At 51.5% G+C, this 23296-nt stretch carries 19 protein-coding genes; 7 read left to right on the forward strand and 12 right to left on the reverse strand.

The genetic code is table 11. The features are described 5' to 3' along the window. The first annotated feature begins 68 nt into the window (after positions 1-68). A complete protein-coding gene (locus EVJ34_RS12085) occupies positions 69-593 on the forward strand; it encodes a CarD family transcriptional regulator (protein WP_131434426.1) in 525 nt (174 codons plus the stop codon). An 88-nt stretch (positions 594-681) separates the two neighbouring features. Here EVJ34_RS12085 and mqo read toward each other — a convergent pair whose 3' ends face one another. Continuing rightward, on the reverse strand, positions 682-2181 hold the full coding sequence (gene mqo, locus EVJ34_RS12090; RefSeq protein ID WP_131485782.1) for a malate dehydrogenase (quinone): 1500 nt from the start codon (positions 2179-2181) through the stop codon (positions 682-684). A 227-nt stretch (positions 2182-2408) separates the two neighbouring features. Between mqo and EVJ34_RS12095 the strand changes: the two genes are divergently transcribed. Then, a complete protein-coding gene (locus EVJ34_RS12095; protein ID WP_131434422.1) occupies positions 2409-2822 on the forward strand; it encodes a (deoxy)nucleoside triphosphate pyrophosphohydrolase in 414 nt (137 codons plus the stop codon). A gap of 22 nt (positions 2823-2844) precedes the next feature. Here EVJ34_RS12095 and EVJ34_RS12100 read toward each other — a convergent pair whose 3' ends face one another. Continuing rightward, positions 2845-5724, reverse strand: coding sequence for a DEAD/DEAH box helicase (locus tag EVJ34_RS12100; RefSeq protein WP_131485783.1), 2880 nt, complete (start codon positions 5722-5724; stop codon positions 2845-2847). 111 nt (positions 5725-5835) lie between these two features. Between EVJ34_RS12100 and EVJ34_RS12105 the strand changes: the two genes are divergently transcribed. Next, the gene (locus tag EVJ34_RS12105) at positions 5836-6387 is read left to right on the forward strand and encodes a histidine phosphatase family protein (protein WP_131485784.1); all 552 of its coding nucleotides are present in this window, start codon (positions 5836-5838) and stop codon (positions 6385-6387) included. 46 nt (positions 6388-6433) lie between these two features. Here the strand turns inward: EVJ34_RS12105 and EVJ34_RS12110 are convergent, their stop codons facing one another. From EVJ34_RS12110 to EVJ34_RS12125, 4 genes are all read right to left on the reverse strand, one after another. Next, a complete protein-coding gene (locus tag EVJ34_RS12110) occupies positions 6434-7297 on the reverse strand; it encodes a DegV family protein (protein WP_131485785.1) in 864 nt (287 codons plus the stop codon). A gap of 89 nt (positions 7298-7386) precedes the next feature. After that, positions 7387-7899, reverse strand: coding sequence for a methylated-DNA--[protein]-cysteine S-methyltransferase (locus tag EVJ34_RS12115; RefSeq protein ID WP_131485786.1), 513 nt, complete (start codon positions 7897-7899; stop codon positions 7387-7389). After that, positions 7886-8785 carry a DNA-3-methyladenine glycosylase family protein gene (locus EVJ34_RS12120; RefSeq protein WP_131485787.1) on the reverse strand — a complete coding sequence of 300 codons (900 nt, stop codon included), beginning with the start codon at positions 8783-8785 and terminating at the stop codon, positions 7886-7888. The genes EVJ34_RS12115 and EVJ34_RS12120 overlap by 14 nt, the downstream gene beginning before the upstream one ends. Then, positions 8742-9329 (reverse strand): bifunctional transcriptional activator/DNA repair enzyme AdaA, encoded by a 588-nt coding sequence (locus EVJ34_RS12125; RefSeq protein ID WP_131485788.1) that lies wholly within the window; start codon positions 9327-9329, stop codon positions 8742-8744. Before EVJ34_RS12125 ends, EVJ34_RS12120 begins: the two co-directional genes overlap by 44 nt. Before the next feature lie 208 nt (positions 9330-9537). On the opposite strand from EVJ34_RS12125, the gene mprF reads away from it, so the two are divergent. Beyond that, positions 9538-12036, forward strand: coding sequence for a bifunctional lysylphosphatidylglycerol flippase/synthetase MprF (mprF, locus tag EVJ34_RS12130; RefSeq protein WP_131485789.1), 2499 nt, complete (start codon positions 9538-9540; stop codon positions 12034-12036). A gap of 48 nt (positions 12037-12084) precedes the next feature. On the opposite strand, the gene EVJ34_RS12135 is transcribed toward mprF, so the two are convergent. The 4 genes from EVJ34_RS12135 to EVJ34_RS12150 form a co-directional block, all read right to left on the reverse strand. After that, a complete protein-coding gene (locus EVJ34_RS12135) occupies positions 12085-14475 on the reverse strand; it encodes a carbohydrate binding domain-containing protein (protein ID WP_131485790.1) in 2391 nt (796 codons plus the stop codon). A 192-nt stretch (positions 14476-14667) separates the two neighbouring features. After that, positions 14668-15255 carry a DUF1349 domain-containing protein gene (locus EVJ34_RS12140; protein WP_131485791.1) on the reverse strand — a complete coding sequence of 196 codons (588 nt, stop codon included), beginning with the start codon at positions 15253-15255 and terminating at the stop codon, positions 14668-14670. Then, positions 15227-15769, reverse strand: a complete 543-nt coding sequence (locus EVJ34_RS12145; protein WP_131485792.1) for an NUDIX hydrolase — start codon at positions 15767-15769, stop codon at positions 15227-15229. The genes EVJ34_RS12140 and EVJ34_RS12145 overlap by 29 nt, the downstream gene beginning before the upstream one ends. 13 nt (positions 15770-15782) lie before the next feature. Continuing rightward, on the reverse strand, positions 15783-16277 hold the full coding sequence (locus EVJ34_RS12150; RefSeq protein ID WP_131434400.1) for an LURP-one-related/scramblase family protein: 495 nt from the start codon (positions 16275-16277) through the stop codon (positions 15783-15785). Between the two features lie 103 nt (positions 16278-16380). Between EVJ34_RS12150 and EVJ34_RS12155 the strand changes: the two genes are divergently transcribed. Next, entirely contained in the window at positions 16381-16824 is a 444-nt protein-coding gene (locus EVJ34_RS12155) for a hypothetical protein (protein ID WP_131485793.1), read from the forward strand. Positions 16825-16856: 32 nt separating this feature from the next. Here the strand turns inward: EVJ34_RS12155 and EVJ34_RS12160 are convergent, their stop codons facing one another. Then, positions 16857-19631 (reverse strand): glycoside hydrolase family 3 C-terminal domain-containing protein, encoded by a 2775-nt coding sequence (locus tag EVJ34_RS12160; RefSeq protein ID WP_131485794.1) that lies wholly within the window; start codon positions 19629-19631, stop codon positions 16857-16859. After that, positions 19628-20698, reverse strand: a complete 1071-nt coding sequence (locus tag EVJ34_RS12165) for an alpha/beta hydrolase (protein WP_131485795.1) — start codon at positions 20696-20698, stop codon at positions 19628-19630. The genes EVJ34_RS12160 and EVJ34_RS12165 overlap by 4 nt, the downstream gene beginning before the upstream one ends. Positions 20699-20782: 84 nt before the next feature. Here EVJ34_RS12165 and EVJ34_RS12170 point away from each other — a divergent pair, with 84 nt between their 5' ends. After that, positions 20783-21556 (forward strand): aminoglycoside 6-adenylyltransferase, encoded by a 774-nt coding sequence (locus tag EVJ34_RS12170; protein WP_131485796.1) that lies wholly within the window; start codon positions 20783-20785, stop codon positions 21554-21556. A 186-nt stretch (positions 21557-21742) separates the two neighbouring features. Continuing rightward, entirely contained in the window at positions 21743-23188 is a 1446-nt protein-coding gene (locus EVJ34_RS12175; RefSeq protein ID WP_131485797.1) for a DEAD/DEAH box helicase, read from the forward strand. Positions 23189-23296: the final 108 nt, after the last annotated feature.

Here is a 23296-nt window from a genome sequence, read left to right on the forward strand (position 1 = left end):
TCTCACCTCAAATGTCAACCGAGTTGACATTTCGTGTCATGAACTACTATACTTGATGAAAGGAAGAGGTGATCGATTTGTTCAAAACTGGTGATTTAATCATCTATTCGACCCACGGAGTTTGCCGCATTGACGACATTTCCGACATGACGGTCGCGGGTGAGACGAAGTCGTACTACACGCTCCATCCCATCAACAACGCACAGAAGTTGCAAATCAGTATCCCTGTCGATAGTGACAAAGTGATGATGTTGACGCTCCTCGAAGCGAAAGAAGCAAAAGAGATCCTCGAATCGTTCCGCTCGCCAGGTGTCGAATGGAATCCCCATCCGAACAACCGCAATCGCGAATTCTTGAACGTCGTGCACTCGGGTAACCGCCACGACATCGCTCAAGTCATCAACACGCTTGCCCGCCGCCAAAGCGAAGCTCTCTTGTTGAATAAGAAGTTGTATGAACAGGACCGTAAGATTTTAGAGAACGCTAAAACGATCCTCGTGAAAGAACTTTCGCTCGCGCTTGAATTATCGGAAGAAATCATCGATCAACAAATTGTTGCTTATTTGAGCGAAGAACCTGTCGCCACTACTTGATTGGCCCCTTCCGTGCGAAGAGGTCTTTTTTTATGCAAAAATCACAAAGAAAAAGCGAGAATATAAACATATCCTCGCCTGTACTCGCTTAATTATGGACGACGCCTTTCTCTTTCAGACCGAGCGCCATCGCTGTCGATTCATGAATCGTCTTGAATAGTTCCGGGTGATCCGAGAGCGAGACGCCATAAGACGGCACCATCTCTTTGATTTTCGGTTCCCATTCCGGCATCCGGCTTGGGAAGCACTGCTCGAGTACTTTTAACATGACGTGCACGGCCGTTGAGGCGCCCGGTGACGCACCGAGAAGTGCGGCGACCGATCCATCTTCCGCGCTGACGACTTCCGTTCCGAACTGGAGCGTCCCTTTGCCGTCTGGCGTGTCTTTAATGACTTGGACCCGTTGTCCGGCGACGACGATTTCCCAGTCCTCGTTCTTCGCAGTCGGGATGAACTCACGGAGCTCGTCCATTCGTTTGTCATGCGACAACAGCACCTGCTCAATCAAATATTTCGTGAGCGGCATCTCTTTCGCCCCGGCCGCGAGCATCGTCACGACGTTGTATGGTTTGACCGATTGGATGAGGTCGAGGTTTGAGCCCGTCTTCAAGAACTTCGGCGTAAAGCCGGCAAACGGCCCGAACAACAACTCTTTGCGCCCTTCGATGAAACGCGTGTCGAGGTGCGGCACCGACATCGGCGGTGCGCCGACTTTCGCTTTGCCATATACTTTCGCGTTGTGTTGTTCGATGACGTCACGGTTCTTACAGACGAGGAACAAACCGCTCACCGGGAAGCCACCGATATGCTTCGATTCGGGGATGCCCGTCTTCTGAAGGAGCGGCAGGCTGCCGCCACCGCCACCGATAAACAGGAATGGTGCTGTGTGCGTTTCAATCGTGTTCGCCTGAATATCCTTTACTTTCACTTCCCATAGTCCGTTGTCCAACCGTTTGACGTCCTCGACACTATGCTTGTAATTGACCTCGACGCCTTGGCCGGTCAAATGATCGAACAGCATCCGTGTGAGCGCGCCGAAATTGACGTCGGTGCCTGAGTCGATTTTCGTCGCCGCGATCGGCTCATCGACGGAACGCCCTTCCATGACGATCGGCATCCAGTCACGGAGCTGTTCCGGGTCATCCGATAAAACCATCCCTTCGAACAACGGATTATTTGTTAGCGCTTCCAAACGTTTTTTCAAGAAGCGGACATCGTTCTCGCCTTGGACCATACTCATATGTGGAATCGAACGGATGAACGCTTCCGGATTTTGAATCAAACCTTTATTGACGAGATGCGCCCAAAACTGACGCGAGATTTGGAACTGCTCATTGACGTTGATCGCTTTCGAGATATCGAGCGTGCCATCCGCCTTCTCGGTCGTATAGTTTAACTCGCAGAGGGCAGCATGCCCCGTCCCGGCGTTGTTCCATTCGTTCGAACTCTCTTCCCCTGCACTTTCGAGCTTTTCAAACACTTTGACTTCCCACTCTGGTACGAGCTCTTTAAAGAGCGACCCGAGCGTCGCACTCATGATCCCTGCCCCAATCAAAATGACGTCTGTTTTCTTTTGAACACTGCTCATGAAAACCCCATCCTTCTCCCCTGGATTTGTGTATGAGACGATTCGGTAAATCCCCATTCGCCGACTCGCCCCGTTTATAATTGTTATATTGATTATAACGCTTTTGTGATGTTTGATAAGGGTTAAGTACGGAAAAACTTTTTTAGAGATTCTTGTATAGTCAGCTCTACTTAACTAGGGATGTTATGATGAAAACTATGAATATGAAAGAGAATGAGGTAGCTATGATGAAAAAGAAAGTTAAAGTAGTTGCAGCAGTGATCGAAAACGAAAATCAAGAAATTCTCTGCGCTCTTCGCTCAACGAATATGTTGATTCCAAATATGTGGGAGTTCCCTGGTGGAAAAGTTGAAGACGGTGAGAATTTGCAAGAAGCACTCGAACGTGAGATTTCTGAAGAGTTAGCTTGTGAAATCACTGCGCACGAAGTGATTAATGAACATGTACATGAATATGAAACGTTCATCATTCAATTGATTTCATTGCGTGCTGAGTTAAAATCAGGAACGCCTACCGCGACAGAACACGATGCGTTAATTTGGTTAAAACGCGATAACTTACATTCCCTCGTTTGGGCCCCGGCAGATATTCCCGCTGTCAACGACGTCATCAAGCAAACGACAAAAGCCGAGAACGTGTAATCCCCTCACGTCTCGGCTTTTATTAATGCGTTTGTTCATGTAAGTAGTCATAAATTTGTTGGTCAACGCTTTCTTGAAGAAGTAGGTTCATCGTGACAACCGATAACTCTTGTCCGTCTTGATTCAGCATTGTCGTATCTTGAACAGATTCGCGATCCGGTTTGACTTCACCCAAATAGTAGAAATCTCCGCCTTCATCATCATCCTTTTTCACAAAGAGATGAATATCGATCTCTCTTTCCTGTGCCTCAATGATTTTACGTACTTCTTCCGATTTTGTCGTTCTTCTACTTCTCGTATACCAATGAAATACCTCTGGATTAATAAAGGAGTCTCCGTAATTGACGCTAGCTTCAATGTCTTCACCCTTATGGTACGTGACAAAAATTGGACAAGTTTGATGTTTTATTTTATAGCCATAAATCGTTGATTGTTCTTCTTTATCCCAATTCAACAAGCGGCAAGCATCTTTCCTCGTGTACTTTTCAAGTCGGGTTAATGGTTTTGTTTGGTCGTATCGTTGACCTCTAGCTAAGGAGGCGGTTAATACATCTTTAAACAGCTGAGTAAACCACTCATTTTTTAATAAAAATTGCATATGAGATGAAAATTTATATATTTCATTCTCCCATGAAATTAGAGTTTCTCCACCATACTTTAAGCGATCAGCATCTTTAAAAAAGTTTAATGACAATACGTTCTCTAAAGAGTGAATGGTAGCTTTGTCATTCCGTATTTCATGTTTACGCAAATGATGAATAAAGTCTTCTTTATTCAAGCTCTCCTGCTCCAATAGAAGTTGCATTAACAATGTCTCATGTACTCGTTTTCCTGATAATAACTCTTGGCTCACCATCAACAGAATTTTAGAGTGAACGGAGGGAAGATCAGGGAGATCATGCTCCACTATATTCAAAAATGCACCGTAATGACCCTTCTTTGTTCCAATAACAATTGGATCCATTGAATAATGTTCAACAAAATCGCTTAGCATCGGAGATCTGCCTAAACGATTTTTCAGATTGTGATAAGCCTCTTTTAACACTTTTAAGTCAGTTAGTTTTGCTTGATTTATCGATTCGTAAATGCGCTCTTTTGCGATGGCTTCAAAATTAATAGTTGACGTGCCAGAAATATAGCTACGATCGATCACTTTTCTCCGAATCGAATCTTTATTTTGAGACCGGTCTCCAGATAAGGCGACTGGAATCAAATAGTTATTCTTATAGTTCGCAATAAAATCAACAACTGTCACGTATTGTTTTGAACTATGCTTTCGTAATCCTCGTCCTAGTTGTTGAATAAAAATAATACTAGATTCAGTCTGACGTAACATGACAACTTGATTGATGCTCGGAATATCAATTCCTTCGTTGAATATATCAACTGTTAAAATGTAATCTAAGCGACCTTCTTCCAAGTTAGTCACTTCTACTTGTCTTTTTTCTTGCGAATCATCTCCGGTTAAAGCACATGTTCTAAAACCTCGACGATTCAATTCTTCAGAAAGTCGTTTCGCTTCTCGTTTTGAACTACAGAACATCAAACCACACAAACGCTCCCCCGAAAAACCATAGTAATCAATCTTGTCTATAATTCTTGTCACTCGTTCCTCTGACACGAGCTGATTGAATACATCAATCTCTACTTGATCTCCACTCACCTCAAGGTCTGTCACCCCAAAGTAGTGAAACGGGCATAACATATCTTCTTCAAGCGCTTCTTGCAATCGAATCTCATATGCAATGTTGTAATCAAACAGCTTAAATAAATCATATCCATCTGAGCGTTCAGGAGTTGCCGTCATTCCTAGTAAAAATTCTGGCGTAAAGTGCTCAATAATTCGTTGATACGTAGTCGCTCCTGCCCGATGACTTTCATCAATTAGGATATAATCGAATGCGTTTCGGTCAAACTGATTTAGGGTTTCATGTTTAGAAATCGTTTGAATGGTCGCAAACACATATTTAGCATGTATAGCTCTACTCGTTCCAGAAAGAACTCCAAAATCTTCTTCTTTCCCCCCGATTACTCGCTGAAAATCCTGTTTTGCCTTTTGCAGAATTTGCTCCCGATGAACGATAAATAGCATTCGCTTCGGTCGATAGCGACGAACATCAAAAGCGGCTAAATATGTTTTACCCGTACCAGTCGCTGACACGACGAGCGCTCTTGTATTTCCATTTGCACGAACGGCCTCAATTCCATTTAAAGCTGCTAATTGCATCGAATTAGGTTCTACTTGTAACGCTTCTTTTAATCGATTTACTCCGTACGAGTCGGGAAACTCAGCTACACGTTCTCCGAAGACAGGACGATACGAACGTTCGTAAGCTGATATCCATTCAGGTGTCAACGGGACTGCAACATTCCACATTTCTTCAAATTGATTGAGGAAGTGTCCGACAATTTCGCCATTCTCGTGAGAGGTCAACTTCAGATTCCACTCGTAATTTGTCTTTAACGCTCCAGACGTCAAATTAGAACTTCCAACAATTAATGAGTAATACTCTTTGTGTTGAAAAATGTATCCCTTAGAGTGGAATGCCTCAACTTCTGAAATGCGAATATCTACATTTTTCAGTTTTAATAGTTCTTTGAAGACTTTAGGTTGATTAAAGTATTGGTACGTCGAAGTCATGATTTTTCCCCGGATACCTTTGTTATGTAAGTCGGAAAGCGTAGATTTTAACGTAGCTAAGCCCGCCTCCGTAATAAACGCAACAGAGAATAAGAAAGATTGGCATCCCTTCAGTTCATCTAGAAGCGAAGTGAGTACATCTTGTCGCTTATGCTTTTCATTCATTAATAACTCAGGTTTAAATGGACTCACGTGATGATGATGCTTATCAATGAAACCCTTTTCTAACGAATTTTTGAGTTGTTCTATAAAATGGGTCATACGTACCTCCAACATGATTTATACTAAATTCAAATAATTCCAATACTAAGATTTTATTTTACATATATTTCATTATTAGCTTCTGCATAAAAATGATCAAGGAGGAACTTCATGTCTACGTTCTATCTCATCCGTCATTGCTCGGCCACTGGCCAAGAGCCGGACGCCCCGCTCACCGTGGCCGGCGAACAGCAAGCACTCGCCCTCGCTGAATTTTTTCAAGACATTCCCGTCAATCGCATCATCTCGAGCGACTATACGCGAGCCATCGCCTCGATTACACCGCTCGCCGTATCCAAGCAGCTGACCATTGAGACAGAGCCGAAGTTGCGCGAGCGCATCCTCTCGCTCGAACCGCGCGACGATTGGTTCGAGCTGTTGCGTCACTCGTTCTCCGACGCCTCGTTCAGCTTACCGGGCGCAGAGTCGGGACAAGACGCGACGGACCGGATCTTGAGCGTCATCGATCCACTCGACGACGTAAAAGGCGCGACCGTCCTCGTGACGCACGGCAACCTGCTCGCGTTGCTTCTTCAACATGTGGATAACCGCTATGACTTCGACACGTGGCGTAATCTCAGCAATCCTGATGTCTATCGCCTCGAGATTGTGGATAACTCTTGGTCCGTGAATCGTGTCTGGTCTGTCCCTGCCTGTGGATAACGTTATCCACAGAAAAAGCCGCCTCGTGAATGAGACGGCTTTCGTTTTATTTTTCCACAAAGAACATCGAGATGGCTCCGAGGCCGACGTGCGTCCCGACCGAGACGCCCATCTGCATGAGATAAATCTCGCCTTTGAAGTCGGATTCGGCTTGAATCTTCGCCTTCAAGTTCTCGGCAATCTTTTGATCTGACGTATAGCCGATGATGACGAAGTTGGTAATGTCGTTGTCGCAACGTTTGATGAACTCGTCCGTATAGTGCTTGAGCACTTTACGCGTTCCCCGTTCTTTGGCGACGATGGCCCCTTTTCCGTTCTTCATGCTCATGATCGGTTTGACCATCAACAGCTTGCCGATGATTGCGCTCGCGTTCGAGATGCGGCCGCTTTTGATCAAGTGATCCAAGTCGTCGACCGACAAGAAGTGCTTCACTTTCATTTTGTACTTTTCGTTGAAATCGACAAGTTCCTCGAACGTCGCCCCAGCTTCACGCATCTGGGCGCTCTTCATCAAGAGCCAGCCGCTCCCGTGACTCATCGAACGTGAGTCGACGATATGAATCTTCACCGTCGAATCGGGATGCGCCTCTTCGAAGTATTCTTTTCCGAGCACGGCCGATTGATACGACCCGCTCGTCCCGCTCGACATACAGATACATAGAATCTCATCATGTCCGCTCTCGACGGCCTCTTCCATCAACTTCATAAATGTCGCCGGGCTCGGCATCCCCGTCGTCGGGAATTCCGGTAGCGCTTCCAACATTCCGTAAAACTCATCGGGTTGGATGTCGACACGGTCCTCATACGATTTATTGTCAATCGTGATGATGAGCGGCGCGACGCCAATCTCATATTTTGCTAAAATGTCATCGGATAAATCACAAGTTGAATCTGCTAGTAATTTTATCATGGTACCCTCCAAATAATCGCCCTGAGTGACGAGAATCGTCCTAGACCACTACGTCGATTCAGACGTCACGATAGGACTTCTCCATTGTATCAGATATGGAGGGGGAGATGTTTTTTTGCCAGGCCCGAATATGCGCTTGTTTGCTCGTGTCGAAGCAGCCATTCCTTCCGCCAGAGGCCGCCCGCATAACCCGTCAACGTCCCGTTCGATCCGATGACGCGATGGCACGGGATGACGATGCTCAATCGGTTGCGTCCGTTGGCGCTGCCGACGGCCCGCACGGCACGGGCCCGTCCGAGTGTCACGGCCAGTTCGCGATACGAGGTCGTCTCGGCGTATGGAATCATGACCAGCGCCTGCCACACGTCCTGTTGAAACACCGTCCCCTGCACCTCATACGGGAATGTGAACGCGCGGCGACGTCCGCTGAAATACTCCTCGATTTCTCGGTAGCACGTATTCAACACGTCCGGCGTCATCTCCTCCGCTTCAAAGCAGACGTCAGTACGTTCGACGAACAGGATGGAGCGGATGGCCGTCTCTGTCCCGACAATCTCCAGAATTCCAATCGGACTCACATAGTCCAGTCTATACGTCTCCATACAATGACCTCCATAAATAGAATGTGGCGTACGCTTCCCACCCCGCAAAGCGTTCCCCGTACTGCCTCACTTCGTCTGCCGTCAACTTGTCGCTTCGCCCGAGATGATGCTTTAACGCCTGATGCAGACCAGCGTCAGCAGCCGGGAACGCCGTCGGATCTTGAAAACACTTCATCCTTACATACGCGGCCGTCCACTCCCCGACACCGCGCAAGCTCAGCAACCGTTCATGCATCACGTCGGATGACTTGTTCCGTAACTGCTGTTTCGACAATCGTCCGTCCGTCATCTCCTGGGCGATGCCGATGATATATTCTGCTTTCCGGGTGCTGAATTGAAGTGGTCTCAGTTCACTCGGATCGAGGAGCGCAATCGTCTCAGGATTGGGGAAAGCCCAGTACGTCACGCCGTCCACCTTACGGGATGGTCCATATTGCTCGACGAACCGTCGTTTCAGCGTATAGGCGAACGACAGTGTGATCTGTTGGCCAATGACGGCCCACGCGAGCGCCTCGAACAAGTCAGGGAACCCGATCAGGCGTAGCCCCTCGTACTCTCGGACGAGCGGACGCAACAGTTCATCCGTCTCAGCCATTCGCACGAACGCGGCGACGTCTTGGTCGAGGTCGAACCAGTCACGGACGTATCGCTCCACATGTTCTTGTTCCGCGCTCGTGATGATGTCTTCCGGGAACACGATGACGAGCCCTTGGGACGTCTCCCTGATGTCCCCTAGCAGCAATCGTCCGTCTACATCGAACAGCTTTAAGACGGACGTTTCGCGGGCGACATGCATCACTTCGTCGTTTGAGCGTCGTAAAAACTGCAGACATTGTTGAAAGTCAAACGGAGCGGTGACGTGAATCTGGAATGATGCGCGACTCATTGGCTCCCCCCTTTCGATATAGGCTCGGTGAACATCCCTTTAGCTGTCGGAAGACGCGATAAAAGTTGGATGGGGTTTGAAATCCGACCTCATAACAGATGGCGAGATTGCTCATGTCCGTCGTCCGCAACAAATGGGCCGCCTTGTCGATGCGAACCTTTTCGAGCAGACGGCGCGGCGTCTCGCCCGTCGCTTGCGTGAACGTCCGCTCGACGTAGAACGGGCTCAAGTTGACATGCTCGGCAATTTCCTCGAGCTTGAGCGGCCGTTTGTAATGCGTGAGCACGAACGCCGTCACGTCATGGACGAGCGCACTCGCCGGACTACGGTCAACCTCGGGCTGACATCGCTTGCACGGCCGAAAACCGAACGACTCCGCTTCCGCTTTCGTCTCATAAAAATCGACGTTCTCCCGTTTCGGTTTCCGTGAGCGGCACGAGGGCCGACAGTAAATCCCGGTCGTCTTGACCGCGGTATAGAATTGTCCGTCATACGCCGCGTCACACGCGAGCACTTTCTCCCACTTCTCTTCAAACGTCAGCATCTCAGTCCCCCCTTTTGTTTTACTGTATCAGATTGATTTTCGTTCACTCGTCCTGTTTCTTGCGCTTACAATCTATATTCCCTTGGTTCACGAATCTCATTGATTTTGAATCCGTCTTCCCGTCTGACTCGTACTATGATTACACGACTCGATTGAGTACACTTTAGCTAATCAAGATTTCGATAGTTTGTCAGAAGGAGCACATACGATGCAAAAGCGATTTTCCTGGAAACAACTGAAATGGTTGCTTCCATTCCTATTGATTGGATTGATTCTTTATCAGAGCGGACAAGAGCTCCAAAACTTGTCGCTCGCCGCGGCGTTTCAAACGTTAGAGGCGTTGACGGGCTTCGAACAGATCGCCTTGATCAGCCTCGGCCTCGTGGCCGTGTTGACGATGACCGGCTACGACTACTTTTTATTGCGCTCGCTCGACATCCGTATCCCGCTCGCGAAGCTGCTTCGCGCGGCATGGATCACCAACGCGATGAACGGCATGATCGGGTTCGGCGGCGTCATCGGCATCGCGCTCCGGACATCGTTGTATCGTCCGTATACGGATACGAAGCGGTTGCTCCGAGCCATCGGTTGGATGACCCCGACGCTCATCAGCGGCTTGTCTCTGCTTGCTGCAGGGGTGCTGCTCGGGCTCTTCCCGGCCGATGCGCTCACCGAAACGAAACAGTGGATTTGGCCGGTTCTCTTCGCGACACTCGCCCTCTTGCCGCTCTACATATATGTGACGCGGAAGCGGTCGAACTTGGATTGGCCGACATTGCTCGGCTATATCGCGACGTCGCTCGCCGAATGGGTGACGGCCGGACTCGTCGCCTTGTATGCCCTGCATTTACTTGGAGGCGAAGCACCGCTCGCAGCCATGATGGGTGTCTTCATCGTCGCGACCATCGTTGGAGTCGTCTCGCTCGTCCCGGGAGGTGTCGGTTCGTTTGATTTATTATACCTCGTCGGGATGACCCAGATTGGGATCGATCAAGAGATTGTCTTGTCTTCCTTGATCGTCTATCGCTTCGTCTACTTCATCGTCCCATTCATGATTGGCCTGTTCTTGGCGGCGCTCGTCTTCGGGGACCAGGTCGTCAAACAGATCGAATATAAACCGATTATCGGGTCGTCCTATGAAATCGGGACCGTCGTCTGGCGCATTGTGTCGCGCACACTCGCCAAGACCGGACGGCTTGCTGGTAGCTTAATCGCGTTGATGACGAGTCTCGTCCTTTGGTTCCAAACACTGTTACCGAGCGTGTCACCGCTCTATTCGACTGCCCTTTGGTTGCAGTGGATCGGCTCACTCGCGCTGTTCACGGCTGGTCTATTGACGCTACTGACCACGTTCGGCATGTATATCCGGACGAAACGCGTACTCTGGCTCGTCGGCGTCGCAGTTTTCATTGCCAGTATCGGTGTCATCGCGCGCGGTTTCAATCTATTTGAAGCGTTCGTCGTCGGCGCGTTCGCCTTGTTCGTCTGGTTGACCCGGACCCAGCATAAACGCTATCGCTCGATCGTGACTGTCAGCCGCTTCGTCCGGAACGTCGCCTATGTCAGTCTATACGTCGGCACGCATGCGTTCTTGCTGCAGTCGTTCAGTCAGACCGACACGATTTTCTTTGACCCGGACGCGGCCTTTGCATTGAGCCTCACCGCCGTCGTCTTGTCCGGGCTGCTGTTGATCGGCATATTCACGCTGTTCAACCGGTTGAAACGTCCGAAGCTCGGCTCGTCGTTCGAACCGTCCCGCTTCGCGGCGTTTCAAGCCACGCATGCGACGACGAGCGCGTTCGATTTGGCCTATATGAACGACAAATTTATCTATTATGGAGCAGATGACGAGGCGTGTCTGTTGTTCGCCTTATCCGGCAATCACGCCATCGTCCTCGGTGACGTGCAAGGAGTGAGAGACGCCGCGTCACAGCTGTTGCTCGCCTTTATCGAAGAGACGGACCGGCTCGGCTATATCCCGCTCTTTTATCAAGTCACCCCGGACTGGATGCCGCGCCTGCACGATGCCGGGTTCACATTCTTCAAGCTCGGTGAAGAGGCGACGGTCGACGTCTCCACGTTCTCGCTCACCGGAAAAAAGCGCGCCAACATGCGCTCGCTCCATAACCAATTCACGAAGCGGGGCTATACGACCGACATCGTCATGAACCCGTCATCCGAGTTGATGGCGTCGCTGCGCGGCATCTCGGACGACTGGCTTGGCAATCGAAGCGAGAAAGGCTTCTCGCTCGGCTTTTTCACTGAGCAGGCTTTGGCCCACTATCCGGTCGCCCTCCTTCGTGACGAGACCGGACAAGTCGTCGCCTTCATCACGTTGCTCCGCGGCAATGATACCGTCTCCATCGATTTGATGCGTTCCCATGGTGAGGCTCCGCCCGGATCGATCGAGGTGCTGATTCTGTACGTGATTGAGTGGGCACGGTCAAATGACTACGCCCATGTCGGCCTCGGCATGGCACCGCTCGCCTCGGTCGGTGAGCACACGTTCGCGTACTGGCCGGAACGGATTGCGGCCGACATCTTCGAGAACATCAGTTACATCTATCCGTTCAGCGGGCTCCGTCAATTCAAACGTAAGTTCACACCGACGTGGGAAGCTAGATATTTGGCCATCCGCAAGCGTCGGAAACTGCTCCCGTCCTTGCTTCGGACGGCGCGGTTGATCAGCCGGAAAAAAGGACAATGATATAAGAAAGGAGCGTCTCCACATAATCGAGGCGCTCCTTTTGTTCCGTTATTTCGTTGTCACGCTGACGTTATCAATCGTCACATCGTGCGCGCCGAGCGGCGAGCCGTCCGTGCGGCCGAGCAAGAATTTCATCGCTGTCATGTCTGTCTGGCCCATGACAAACTCGAATTCATACGTGCTCGTCTCAGGAGTAACTTGGACGATTTCGCTCAAGTAACGCGTGTACGCCGCGTTCTCGATTGTCACTTCCATGTTGCGTGCCACCGTCGATTTGGCGTCAAAGCGGACGACGTACGTTTGGCCTGCATGCAACTCGAGGCCGCCTTGTTCCATGAGAACGCTCCACGGCTCTTGTCCTTCTTGCGTGATTGACAACTGAGCAGCCTCATTCACCGCTTCGACCGCCGCTTGGGCGTCAAAGTGGACGTATGAGCCCCAATGCGTCAATCCTTCAGTGAACGAACCGTTCTTGAGTGGCGATGGATCAACCTCGACCGGTGTCACATCGAATAATTGCACATCATCGAGTGTGATTTTGCCTTTGGCCGAACCAAGCACGAATTGGAGTTGGCTCAACAAGTCCGACTCTTGCTCCATCGTGAACGGGATTTCAATTGATTGGAAGTCGCGCGTCAACGCCACGTCTTGGAGCGGGAGATACGCTTGTCCGTCCAATCCGTTCAGGCCGACTTGAAGCGATTTGATGCGTTCCGATTTCGCGTTGAAGCGAAGCACGTACTCACGGCCTTCTGTCAATTGAATGCCGTTTTGGACGAGCGTTGCCGGTTGCCCTTTCTTCGCGTTCGTCACGAACTCGAAATGACGAGCTTCCTCATCAACCGTGCCTGTCCCTTTCGTCGCGCCTGGGTCGAACTGCCAGTATGTCAAGCGGTCCATCGACCCTTGATCGAACGTGCCGTTATAGATGTGGTTCCCGTCTCCGAGCGCCGGTTTCGTCGCGTTCGGGTCAAGCGCTTCACGCGGTGTCTGTTCGACGCGGACGTTCCCGATTTGAACACCTGCCGTGCTGAGACCAACGTTGAACTCGAGGCGTGCCGCGAGGTCTGTGTCTTCCGTCATGTCGAACGTCATCGAATACGTTTGGACATCGGTCGTCAAATCGAACGAGCCTTCATCCGAATACTTGGCGTAACCGCGATCTGGTCCGCCGCCGACTTTGACAGCAATCGAACGGGCAGAGTCAGCACTCGCGTCGAACGTCACTTTGTAGTGACCGCCTTTGCCGAGTGATACGTTTTGAATCAATTGGTGCGAGTAAGGCTGGCTGCCGGCTTGCGTGATCGAGATATCCGCGAAGCGTGAGCCTGCCTGTTCAATCACGTCGATCGATCCGGCCCCACCGAAGTCTGGGAGCGCCACATAGTTCCAATTCACCGGGTCGAGCGCCTGCGAACCGTTCGTCACGGTCGTGATCGGCTCTGTGTAGCCTTGATCGTAGACGAGGTTGCCGTCTTCAGACGGTTGTTTCGCTCCGTCCGGAAGCACGATTTCTTCATCTGTGTAGACCGGTTCGACCGCTTCGCGATAGTCGCGGTTTTTCAAATCGAAGACGCGGACGTAATCGACTTTCATCTCGGCCGGGAATGGCGTCGTCGCATCGACGTCCCCGTCAAACCAGCCGCCGACGGCCAAGTTCATAATCAAATAGAAATTTTGATCGAACGGTGCTGGATAGCTGTATTTCGTCGCTTGGTTCAACCCTTTCGAGTACCAATCGTTTTGAGTCTGATACAATTTCCCGTCAACGTACCAACGCAACTCGCCTGGCTCCCACTCGACCGCATATGTATGCCATTTGTCGATGCCGTTGCCTTCTTCGAAGTGATAGTCTTTGCCGGTATATTTATTGTTCGGCCAGTTCTCGCCGTAATGGATTGTTCCGGCGACCTTGTCAGGCTGGCTGCCCCATGATTCCATGATGTCGATTTCACCAGACGCGGCCCAGGCACCGTAGCGGTCCTGTTCCGGCAACATCCAGAACGCCGGCCATAGCCCTTTGCCGGTCGGGAGCTTCGCCCGCATCTCATAGCGGCCGTATGTTTGACTAAATTTTCCTTTCGTCGTCAACTTCGCCGACGTGAAATCGTATGACCCGAGTTCGTCTGTCACTTGCTCTTTTTTCGCACGGATGACGAGGTTCCCGTTTTTTACGAAAGCGTTTTCGTTTTTGTCCGTGTAAAACTGCTTCTCATTGTTTCCCCACCCCGGTGTGACCGGCGTGCCTTCGGCGTCTTTCAACCAGTTACCCGTGTCAAAATTCCATTTCGTTTGGTCAATCTTTGATTTGTTGAACTCATCCGACCAGACGAGCTTCCATTTCGTGTTGTCTTTTTTCTCCGACTTTTCGGCAGATGCGCCTTGTGCGGCAGATAAGACAAGACCAGTCCCGAGTGCAAGTGCGACCCATTTCTTCATTACATTTCCTCCCTTGGCATGAATGAAGGCAGGGACGACGCAATCGACCTTGCCTTTTCTAGTGACGTACAGATTGAAAACGCTTTCCGAAAGCGCTTTCGTTAATTGCATTATAAATTTTTTCCATGCTTCGATTCAACCATTTTCTTGAAGTGAAATGAAAATGATATATAAAAAGCATCGACCAATGACTCAAGTCGATGCTTCCGTAACCGATGCTTCCGTAACTGTCCAATCTGAAATTGTGACTTTGAATCCAGGCGCCTCCGTATCTGGACTACAGGCGTACGGTCCGACGCGCAACGTCGAGACGTCATGGAGATGAGCAATCCGTAACTGTTCACGCGTACCATCCTCGTATTCGAAGAACACCTCAATATCGCCATCGGTATAGACGAGTTCGAACGTCAACCGTCCGCGGATGGAGTCGTTCGGGAAATCCCGCGTCGACCAATCCGAATAACCAAAGGATGTGACGACGGCCCCGAGGTGTGAAGGTCCATCTGGGATATACTCGACGGACGTCTTGAGCCAATGCTCGTCGTTAACGTATAGCAGGATGCCGGCCTGATCGTATGTATGGCTCGGCTCCATCTCGATCGTCGCCCGGCACGTAAACCGCTTGGCCGCCACGTCCTTCACCAAAGCGTGCGCCGTCATCCGGTTAAAGCCGTAATGGGTGTTCCGCCAAAAGTCGGTGTCTGGTGCCGTCTGGAACGTCAGGTGCTCACCTGCGCTCACTTCATTAGGTTTATTGATCCACGTGTACTGCTGCCACATGATTGATTCCTCCCCACTGTCCTCGCATCGCGAACAACAATGGAATCATCGGTTCGTGATACGGAATGAATTCACCTGAACGGATCAAGCTGAGAATCATCGCCTCATCCGCCCACTGCACGGCCTGAACTTCTGATTCTTGGAGCGTCAAACTGTCGAGGTCTACCTCTGTCTCGACGAGGTAGATGTCGTCGAACCCCTCGTCAAAGTTAACCGTCAAATGCGGTCGCGTGTTCGATAAATCGAGTTTCAGCCCAATTTCTTCTTCGAGCTCGCGCATCGCCGCTTGTTGGCTCGTATCGCCGACCGTTGCGCTGCCACCGACCGTGATGTCCCACATGTTCGACCAACCGTCTTTGAACGGTTGGCGCTGCTGAATTAACATCTGTCCATCTTTGTTGAAAATGCAGACGTGGATGACGAGATGATAATCGCCGTTCTCGAGACGGTTGCCCCGTTGCCACGTCCGCCCTGTCTTCTTGCGGTCCACATCATACACATCCCAAAACTCCATCGTTCCATCCCCTTTATGTCGCCGCACTCGCACCTGCGGCTTGGTCTGCCTTCGCACAATCGATGGCGACGACGATCGAGATGAGCATGTGCTCCATCGTCTCATCCACCACTTGAATCTCGTAACTATCGCCCCATGACAGCCATTTCTTTTGGACACTGCCGATGACTTGACCGTTCTGCGTCACTTGGAAGTCCATGTCCCACCAGTTGCCTTGCACATCGATTCCGGCCGAATCAATCGTATAACGCGGTTTGAACAACGTAAACTCTTTCGAGATTGTGACTGTATCCTGGCCTTCGACATCGACATAGAACTTCGGCAAGAAACTAAACGTCTTTTTCGTGATGGTCGTAATCTCATGGCCTTCTTTGTCTGAGATGGTGAACGACTTCGGCAGCTTCATGAAGCTCCCTTCGACGAAATACTGATCGTTCTCATCCGCATCCTTAATCGTGAAACGTCCGCGTAAGCTTAAAACCTTTTGTTTCATGTAGAGCGTGTTCATCGTCATCCCTCCGATTTAGTTGTGATACTCTGTATACGAGTATTTACCCAACTATGATTCAGTTCACTATATTTTTCTGATTTAATCATCGGGAGGAGTCTTTATGAAGAATCATCTTTCAATCGAGGTAGATCTCGACTCTTTAACTTACGAGACCCATATCATCGGCAATCTTGCCTTCGTCATCGATTTCCATGATTATTTCTCGGGACAAAATTGGTCTGATTTTGTCGCCGTCGTCTTGAACTGGTGGATCGACAATTGCCGTGCCCTCTTATTCGCCCCGTTGCAGGAGACATACTCGTTTCAGTTCATGGACGGCCCAATCCAGATAGCCGCTAAAAAAGTGACCGCCACAGACGTCGAGCTCACATTTGTAGAAGATGGTCATCCAAAGACGTCTATGGGGACTGTATCGCTTGAGGCACTGAAACATGCACTCATCCAAGCCAGTCATCAGTTAATCAACGCCGTGGACCGAAACGGGTGGCAAAACGAGGAGATTGAACAGCTCCGTCACGCCGTCAAAACGCTTCAGACATACTAAAACGCCGCCTCGAAAACGAGGCGGCTCTTTCATTATCCATTTTTCATGCTGAACGAGTCGACGAGCGTGAACGTGATGTCTTTCACGTCGAGACCGCCAAGTGCAAAGTAGAGCTGCAAATAGTTGTGTTGGTTCAAGAAGAACACTTGCTTCGTCTGCGTCACCCATTCTCCGTCCGTGCCGTTGAACGTGAACGTCGGGCCCGGGATGTTGTTGGCGAACAGCGTGACCGGCATCTGGGCGAGTTCGCCCGCGTCCGATTTTGCCGTGATCGTCACGTCGTATGTGCCCGTCTCATCGACCGAGACGGCGAAGACGTGCGTGTTCCCCGTCGACGTGTCGGCGTCACTTAAGCTGACGCTCTCCCCGTTTTCAAGGTGGCGATACATCACATCGAAATCGATCGCTTGTCCGGCTTCCTCGTCGAGCCCGATCACCTCGACCGTGCCGTCATGAATGCCAAGCTCGCGTTCCATCGCCGGAGACTGCAAGACGAAGCGGCAGATGTTCGCCGCACTCCGGAGCAGTTCCCCGCGCGTCAACGTCCCATCAGCGAGCGCCGCGCCCGTGTTGTCATCGAACGAGTTCGTGTCCGGACGGTCGACGACCATATACAAGTCGTTTTGCGACTGGACCATCGCCGCCGTGTTCTGACGGTTCGCCGACTCGTCTTCATGATGGTTCACTTTCGCCCACCAGTCGGTCATGACGATGCCGTCAAAGCCCCACTCGTCACGGAGGATACGTGTGTTCTGATCATAGAGCCCGGCCGTCCACACCCCGTTGACGGCGCCGTACGTCGTCATAATCGATGTCGCTTTGCCTTCTTTGACGGCCATCTCGAACCCTTTCAAGTAAATCTCACGTAACGCCCGCTCCGAGACGATCGAATCGATATCGTGACGGTGCGCCTCCTGGTTGTTGGCGCTGAAGTGTTTGAGCGTTCCTGTCACACCGACGCGATGCATCCCGTTCAATTGAGCGATTGCCATCTTGCCGGTCACGTGCGGGTCTTCCGAGAAGTACTCGAAGTTCCGGCCGTTCAGCGGGTTGCGGTGGATATTCATCCCCGGTCCGAGGAGCGTATCGACGCGATTTTTCCGCATCTCAAGTCCGGTCATCTCGAACAGGTCTTCCACTAATTGGACGTTGAATGTCGAGGCGAGCAGCGTCCCGTTCGGAAGGGCGAACGCCTTCGTTCCGATATCCATCCGGATGCCGGACGGACCGTCCGCGCAACATGCCGCTGGGATACCGAGTTCGTTCAAGCGGTCCGACACCCCACCGAACGCGGCGGCCGTCCCCGGCGTCACGCGCGGCGAGTTCATCCCTTGCCCACGGACGATGCAGGCGAGATCCTCATCCGTCAATTGATTGAGGAACGTTTCGAGTTCGGCTTTGCCTGCATACACATCCGACAACTTCAAACCGTGGTCACCGGCGTAGTCGCGCGAGACCGGACGTTCGGCGATGTAACGTGCCTCGACATCGACCGAACGGAGCGGCGTCGGCACGTATTCGACGAGATAGCCGTTCTCACCCGCGACCGGTTTGATGCGGTCGAACGGGGTGACCGGGGCCATGTTCTCGCTGAGCGTCTCGACGACTTGAAGAGATGCCACTTCATACGTGAACACCGGTTGCGCCGAGCGAACGTCGGTCCCAAGGTGAAGCTCGTATGTCCCGGCCTCGAGAACGAAGCTTGAGGCGTGCCCTGTCGCGCCGTTATCGTCATAGCTCGCGAAGTCCATGACCGGGACACTGAGTGTAAGCGTCGTCCGTTCATCCGGCGCGAGTGTGTCCGTCTTACCGAAGGCGACGAGCGAACGCGCCGGATTCCCGAGCACACCTTGTGGCTTCTCGACGTACAGCTGGACGACTTCTTTTCCGTCGACCATGCCTGTGTTCGTCACATCGACGGTCACCGTGATCACGCCATCCTGTTCGATCGCGCTCACAACATCCGTCGTGAACGTCGTATACGACAACCCGAACCCGAACGGATAGAGCACTGAGTCCTTGGCGAACGTCTCGAAATAGCGGTACCCGACGTAGATGTCTTCTTGATAGATGCCTTTGTCCGCGTGTCCGAAGTTTTTCGTCGATGGGTAGTCCTCAATCGATTTAGCGATCGTATCGGTCAGCTTACCCGATGGCGTGACAGCACCCGTCAAGACGTCGACGAGTCCGGTCCCACCTTCCATGCCACCCTGCCACGTGTAAAGGATCGCGCTCGGTTGATGCGCCCAGTCCATGTCGATGATATTGCCGACGTTCAAGACGACGGCCGTCTTCGCGAATGTTTTTGACACCTTCTCAATCAACGCCTGCTCGATGTCCGTCAACAAATAGCTGCCCGCATCGGCCGTGTTATCCCGGTCCTCACCGGCCGTGCGTCCGATGAAGATGAGCGCCATGTCTGAAGCTTCGGCCGCTGCCGCGACGAGTTCGTTCGTCACGGCCATCTCTGGCTGCGACCACGGCTCACCGGCCCAGCCGACACCCTGGTCGAACGGGTTCGCCTCGACCCACGTCTCATACGTCTCAAGAAGCGATGTATTCAATTGGATTCCTTCGGTCGACTGAAGCGCCTCGAGCGGACTCGTCACATGCGAGACGTTGACCATCCCACCTGACCCTGTACCGCTCTTGTAGTAGTTGAATTGACTGCGCCCGAACACGGAAACGGTCGTCCCCGCTTGAATCGGAAGCGTCGCGTCCTCGTTCTTCAAGAGGACGGCCCCTTCGGCGACGGCTGTCCGCGCCAATTGTTTATATGTATCCCAGTTCAATGTGTAAGTCTTCATCGTGTCATCTCCTTCATTCCATTTGCGATTTCAATCAAACAGTCTTCGGCTTGCGGATAGTCCCCGAGCTTGTCCATAAAGGCGTGGTCCATCCCGCGGTATTGAATCAGTCGCGTCGGTACGCCGTCGCGTGCGAGTTTACGCGCGTACGCCTCGCCTTCGAGACGAAGGTAATCGTATTCGGCCGTGATGATCAAAGCGGGCGGCAAACCGTTCACATCATCCGCGAACAATGGCGACACGAGCGGGTCGGTCAGCTCGGCCTTGCCTTGTAGATAGAGTTGGTTCAAGAGGTCTTCTGAATCTCCGAGTGCCATCACGACGCCACGGATCAAGTCGTGATGATGTTTGATTTCATAGCGGTCGAGCGTCCATTCGTAATCGTCTGTCGGAATCGATCCCAGATTGACGACCGGATAAATGAGCGCCTGGAAACGAATCATGTTCGTCTCGTTCGATCGGTCGAGTAAGCAACAAGCGGTCGCCAAGTTGCCGCCGGCACTGTCGCCGGCGACCGCGATGTCATCCCGTGACACCCCGAGCGCATCGGCACGCTCGTGCACCCATTCGAGCGCTCGGTAACAGTCGTTCAGTCCGGCTGGAAACGGATGCTCCGGCGCGAGCCGGTAATCAACCGAGACGACGAGGGCGTTCACTTTCTCGGCGAGCAGTTTACACGGGTTCTCGACCGTATCGAGCGTCCCTCCGAAGAAGCCACCCCCGTGAAAGAACAGAATGGCCGGTAACATCTCTTCCGTTCGCGGCCGATACAGGCGCACCGGGATGTCGCCGTCAGTGCTCGGAATCATAACGTGGTCTGTCGCGATGTCCATCGTCGTCACGTCACGGTTCGGCCAACCCATACTGGCACGGGCGGACGCCAAGTCGAATGACATTTCTGGCTCGGATGCGGCATACCCTTTGATGACGGCTAACACCCGCGGGTCGAGGTCTCCGGTCACATCAGCGTCTGGAATCGGTTTGATGATTGTTTCGACACCGTCCTCATGATTCATGTTTTGAGACTGGCTCAAGAGCCTCACCAGTTGTGCATAAGTTTGTTTCATCACGGCATCCTCCTTATGTGATTAAAGGGTTTGCCCTCGATTGGTAGAATAAGGATTTATCATCTACGAAAACGAGGTCATTCTATGTACAGTACAGTTGAAAGAGATACACACTTCCAGCACGTTCTTAATCACCTACAAACCAACACAGGCGTTCAAGGTGTTGTTCAGCTCGGCTCCGGTGTCGCAGGATATCAGGACCGTTATTCCGATATCGATTTAATGGTGGCTGCCCGCACTGACGTTGACCCCCAATCAATCAAGCGACGTTTGGCCGACTACTTTCTACAGTTATCCCCGGTTTTCATTAAAGAAAAGCAGTTCGGACCAGATATCTATTTATTGATTGTCCTGCTTGAGAACCGCTTAGAGTTTAACGTCTCCATCGCGCCGCTTGAAATACTCCCGGTTCGTTCCACGCTTTGGAACGTGGTGGTCGATCGGGACGGGCAACTTCTCCAACACATGAAAACCGAACATGAAAGGTTCATCGCCAGCTCAATCCGGTACGAGACTAGCGACGTTCCCTTCGAGTTCATCTATGCTTCGCTGGCGCTTGAGAAAGAGTTGAAGCGAAACAATCCTATTTATGCCTTGAAAATGCTCGAGACGTTGCGCGAGTTAACGTTGACGGCTCAGGCGCTGAAAGAAGGAAGAAAGGTCCATCAATTCAAGGCGTATCATACGTTGAACCATTCGTTCATCGAGGACTATTTACAGACGTATCCCGCTTCCGTCGACCCGGTGTCAATCCGACGCGCCAAACAATCACTTCACGCATTGTTTGCAACTTGTTTGGAAGACCATCCGCAGTTCAAACTTGAATCGTATATGCAACGGTTGCTCCATGAGGCATGACATGCACAAGCTCCTGCTGAACGAACGTTAGCTACGAAGAGTCCGTACGACTTGTCCCGCTTCGCACTCGACCGATTTTCGGCATGAACGACGAACCGCTTCGTTTCGTGTATAATGAAGCGTAATCCAAATTGCTAATGAAAATTTCTCGAATAGAAGTTTCTTACACGAAAATGAGGTAAACCTATGAATCAACCAAGATTTTCAGACTATCGCCTAAGCGAAGATATCCAACGCGCACTCGGCATCATGAAATACGAATCACCGACCGAAGTCCAACAGAAAGTCATCCCGCTCGCACTCGAGCGTCAAGACTTGGTCGTCAAAGCTCAAACCGGGAGCGGGAAGACGGCTGCGTTCGGCATCCCTGTCACGGAACTCATCGAATGGGAAGAGAACAAGCCACAAGTGTTGATTCTCACACCGACGCGCGAACTCGCCGTCCAAGTCCGTGAGGATATGACGAACATCGGTCGTTTCAAGCGTATCAAGGCGACTGCCGTTTACGGTAAAGAGCCTTTCTCGAAGCAACGTGATGAATTGAAACAGAAGACGCACGTCGTCGTCGGGACACCGGGACGCGTCATGGACCACATCGAACGGGAGACGCTCGTCCTCGATAAAATCGATTACTTGATTATCGATGAGGCCGACGAGATGTTGAACCGCGGCTTCCTCGCTGACGTTGAGGCGATTCTTCAAGAATTGCCGCGCGACCGCGTGACGATGGTATTCTCGGCGACGTTCCCGAACGACATCGAGCGTTTGTGTCAAAAGCACATGAACGAACCAGTCCGTGTCGCGATCGAATCGAGTGGGGTTACCGCCTCGACGATCGAACACGGCTTGATTGAAGTGCGCCGCGAAGACAAGCTCGCCGTGCTTCAAGATGTGACGGTCGTTGAAAATCCGGACAGCTGTCTCATCTTCTGCCGGACGAAAGAACACGTCGACACGGTGTACAGCGAACTCGATCAAGCCGGTTACTCGTGCGAACGACTCCACGGTGGCCTCGAGCAAGAAGACCGCTTCGCCGTCATGGAAGGCTTCAAGATGGGTAACTTCCGTTATCTCGTCGCGACCGATGTCGCGGCACGTGGGATTGACGTCGATAACGTCAACCTCGTCATCAACTATGACGTGCCGATGGAAAAAGAGAGCTACGTGCACCGGACCGGGCGCACAGGCCGTGCCGGCAACGCCGGGAAAGCGATCACGCTCGCGACGCCTCATGAAGGCAAGTTCGTTCGCGCCATCGAAGCGTTCATCAAGTTCGATATCCCGGAGATGGATGCCCCGACCGAAACACAAGTCGCGCGCAACCAAGCCGCATTCGAAGAAAAGTTGAGCGGACGACGCGTCGTTCGCAACAACAAGACGGCCCGCATCAACCAAGACATCATGAAGCTTCACTTCAGCGGCGGGAAGAAGAAAAAACTCCGCGCCGTCGACTTCGTCGGTACGATCGCCAAAATCCCTGGTGTGACGGCAGACGACATCGGCATCATCACCATCAACGACCAGATGACGTACGTCGACATTTTGAACGGCAAAGGCTCACTCGTCCTTCAGGCGATGGAATCGACACCGATCAAAGGGAAGAAGTTGAAAGTGAGCAAGGCTAAAAAATAAACATCCTTCCAACCTCAATGCCTCTCCATGCGGAGAAGGGTTGAGGTTTTTTGTCTTCTCAGCCATTATCGAAAGCGCTTTCGATAAACGTCAAAAAAATAAGACTTA

Origin of the sequence: Exiguobacterium sp. SL-9 (assembly GCF_004336985.1) — a bacterium.
In the GTDB taxonomy this organism is placed as follows: domain Bacteria; phylum Bacillota; class Bacilli; order Exiguobacteriales; family Exiguobacteriaceae; genus Exiguobacterium.

Coding starts and splice junctions, on each gene's coding strand:
- EVJ34_RS12110 (WP_131485785.1), bottom strand. CDS start 7,297: ATGATAAAATTACTAGCAGATTCAACTTGTGATTTATCCGATGACATT.
- mprF (WP_131485789.1), top strand. CDS start 9,538: ATGCAAAAGCGATTTTCCTGGAAACAACTGAAATGGTTGCTTCCATTC.
- EVJ34_RS12170 (WP_131485796.1), top strand. CDS start 20,783: ATGTACAGTACAGTTGAAAGAGATACACACTTCCAGCACGTTCTTAAT.
- EVJ34_RS12145 (WP_131485792.1), bottom strand. CDS start 15,769: ATGGAGTTTTGGGATGTGTATGATGTGGACCGCAAGAAGACAGGGCGG.
- EVJ34_RS12160 (WP_131485794.1), bottom strand. CDS start 19,631: ATGAAGACTTACACATTGAACTGGGATACATATAAACAATTGGCGCGG.
- EVJ34_RS12120 (WP_131485787.1), bottom strand. CDS start 8,785: ATGAGTCGCGCATCATTCCAGATTCACGTCACCGCTCCGTTTGACTTT.
- EVJ34_RS12115 (WP_131485786.1), bottom strand. CDS start 7,899: ATGGAGACGTATAGACTGGACTATGTGAGTCCGATTGGAATTCTGGAG.
- EVJ34_RS12135 (WP_131485790.1), bottom strand. CDS start 14,475: ATGAAGAAATGGGTCGCACTTGCACTCGGGACTGGTCTTGTCTTATCT.
- EVJ34_RS12140 (WP_131485791.1), bottom strand. CDS start 15,255: ATGTGGCAGCAGTACACGTGGATCAATAAACCTAATGAAGTGAGCGCA.
- EVJ34_RS12150 (WP_131434400.1), bottom strand. CDS start 16,277: ATGAACACGCTCTACATGAAACAAAAGGTTTTAAGCTTACGCGGACGT.
- EVJ34_RS12165 (WP_131485795.1), bottom strand. CDS start 20,698: ATGAAACAAACTTATGCACAACTGGTGAGGCTCTTGAGCCAGTCTCAA.
- EVJ34_RS12100 (WP_131485783.1), bottom strand. CDS start 5,724: ATGACCCATTTTATAGAACAACTCAAAAATTCGTTAGAAAAGGGTTTC.
- EVJ34_RS12105 (WP_131485784.1), top strand. CDS start 5,836: ATGTCTACGTTCTATCTCATCCGTCATTGCTCGGCCACTGGCCAAGAG.
- EVJ34_RS12155 (WP_131485793.1), top strand. CDS start 16,381: ATGAAGAATCATCTTTCAATCGAGGTAGATCTCGACTCTTTAACTTAC.
- EVJ34_RS12175 (WP_131485797.1), top strand. CDS start 21,743: ATGAATCAACCAAGATTTTCAGACTATCGCCTAAGCGAAGATATCCAA.
- mqo (WP_131485782.1), bottom strand. CDS start 2,181: ATGAGCAGTGTTCAAAAGAAAACAGACGTCATTTTGATTGGGGCAGGG.
- EVJ34_RS12095 (WP_131434422.1), top strand. CDS start 2,409: ATGAAAAAGAAAGTTAAAGTAGTTGCAGCAGTGATCGAAAACGAAAAT.
- EVJ34_RS12125 (WP_131485788.1), bottom strand. CDS start 9,329: ATGCTGACGTTTGAAGAGAAGTGGGAGAAAGTGCTCGCGTGTGACGCG.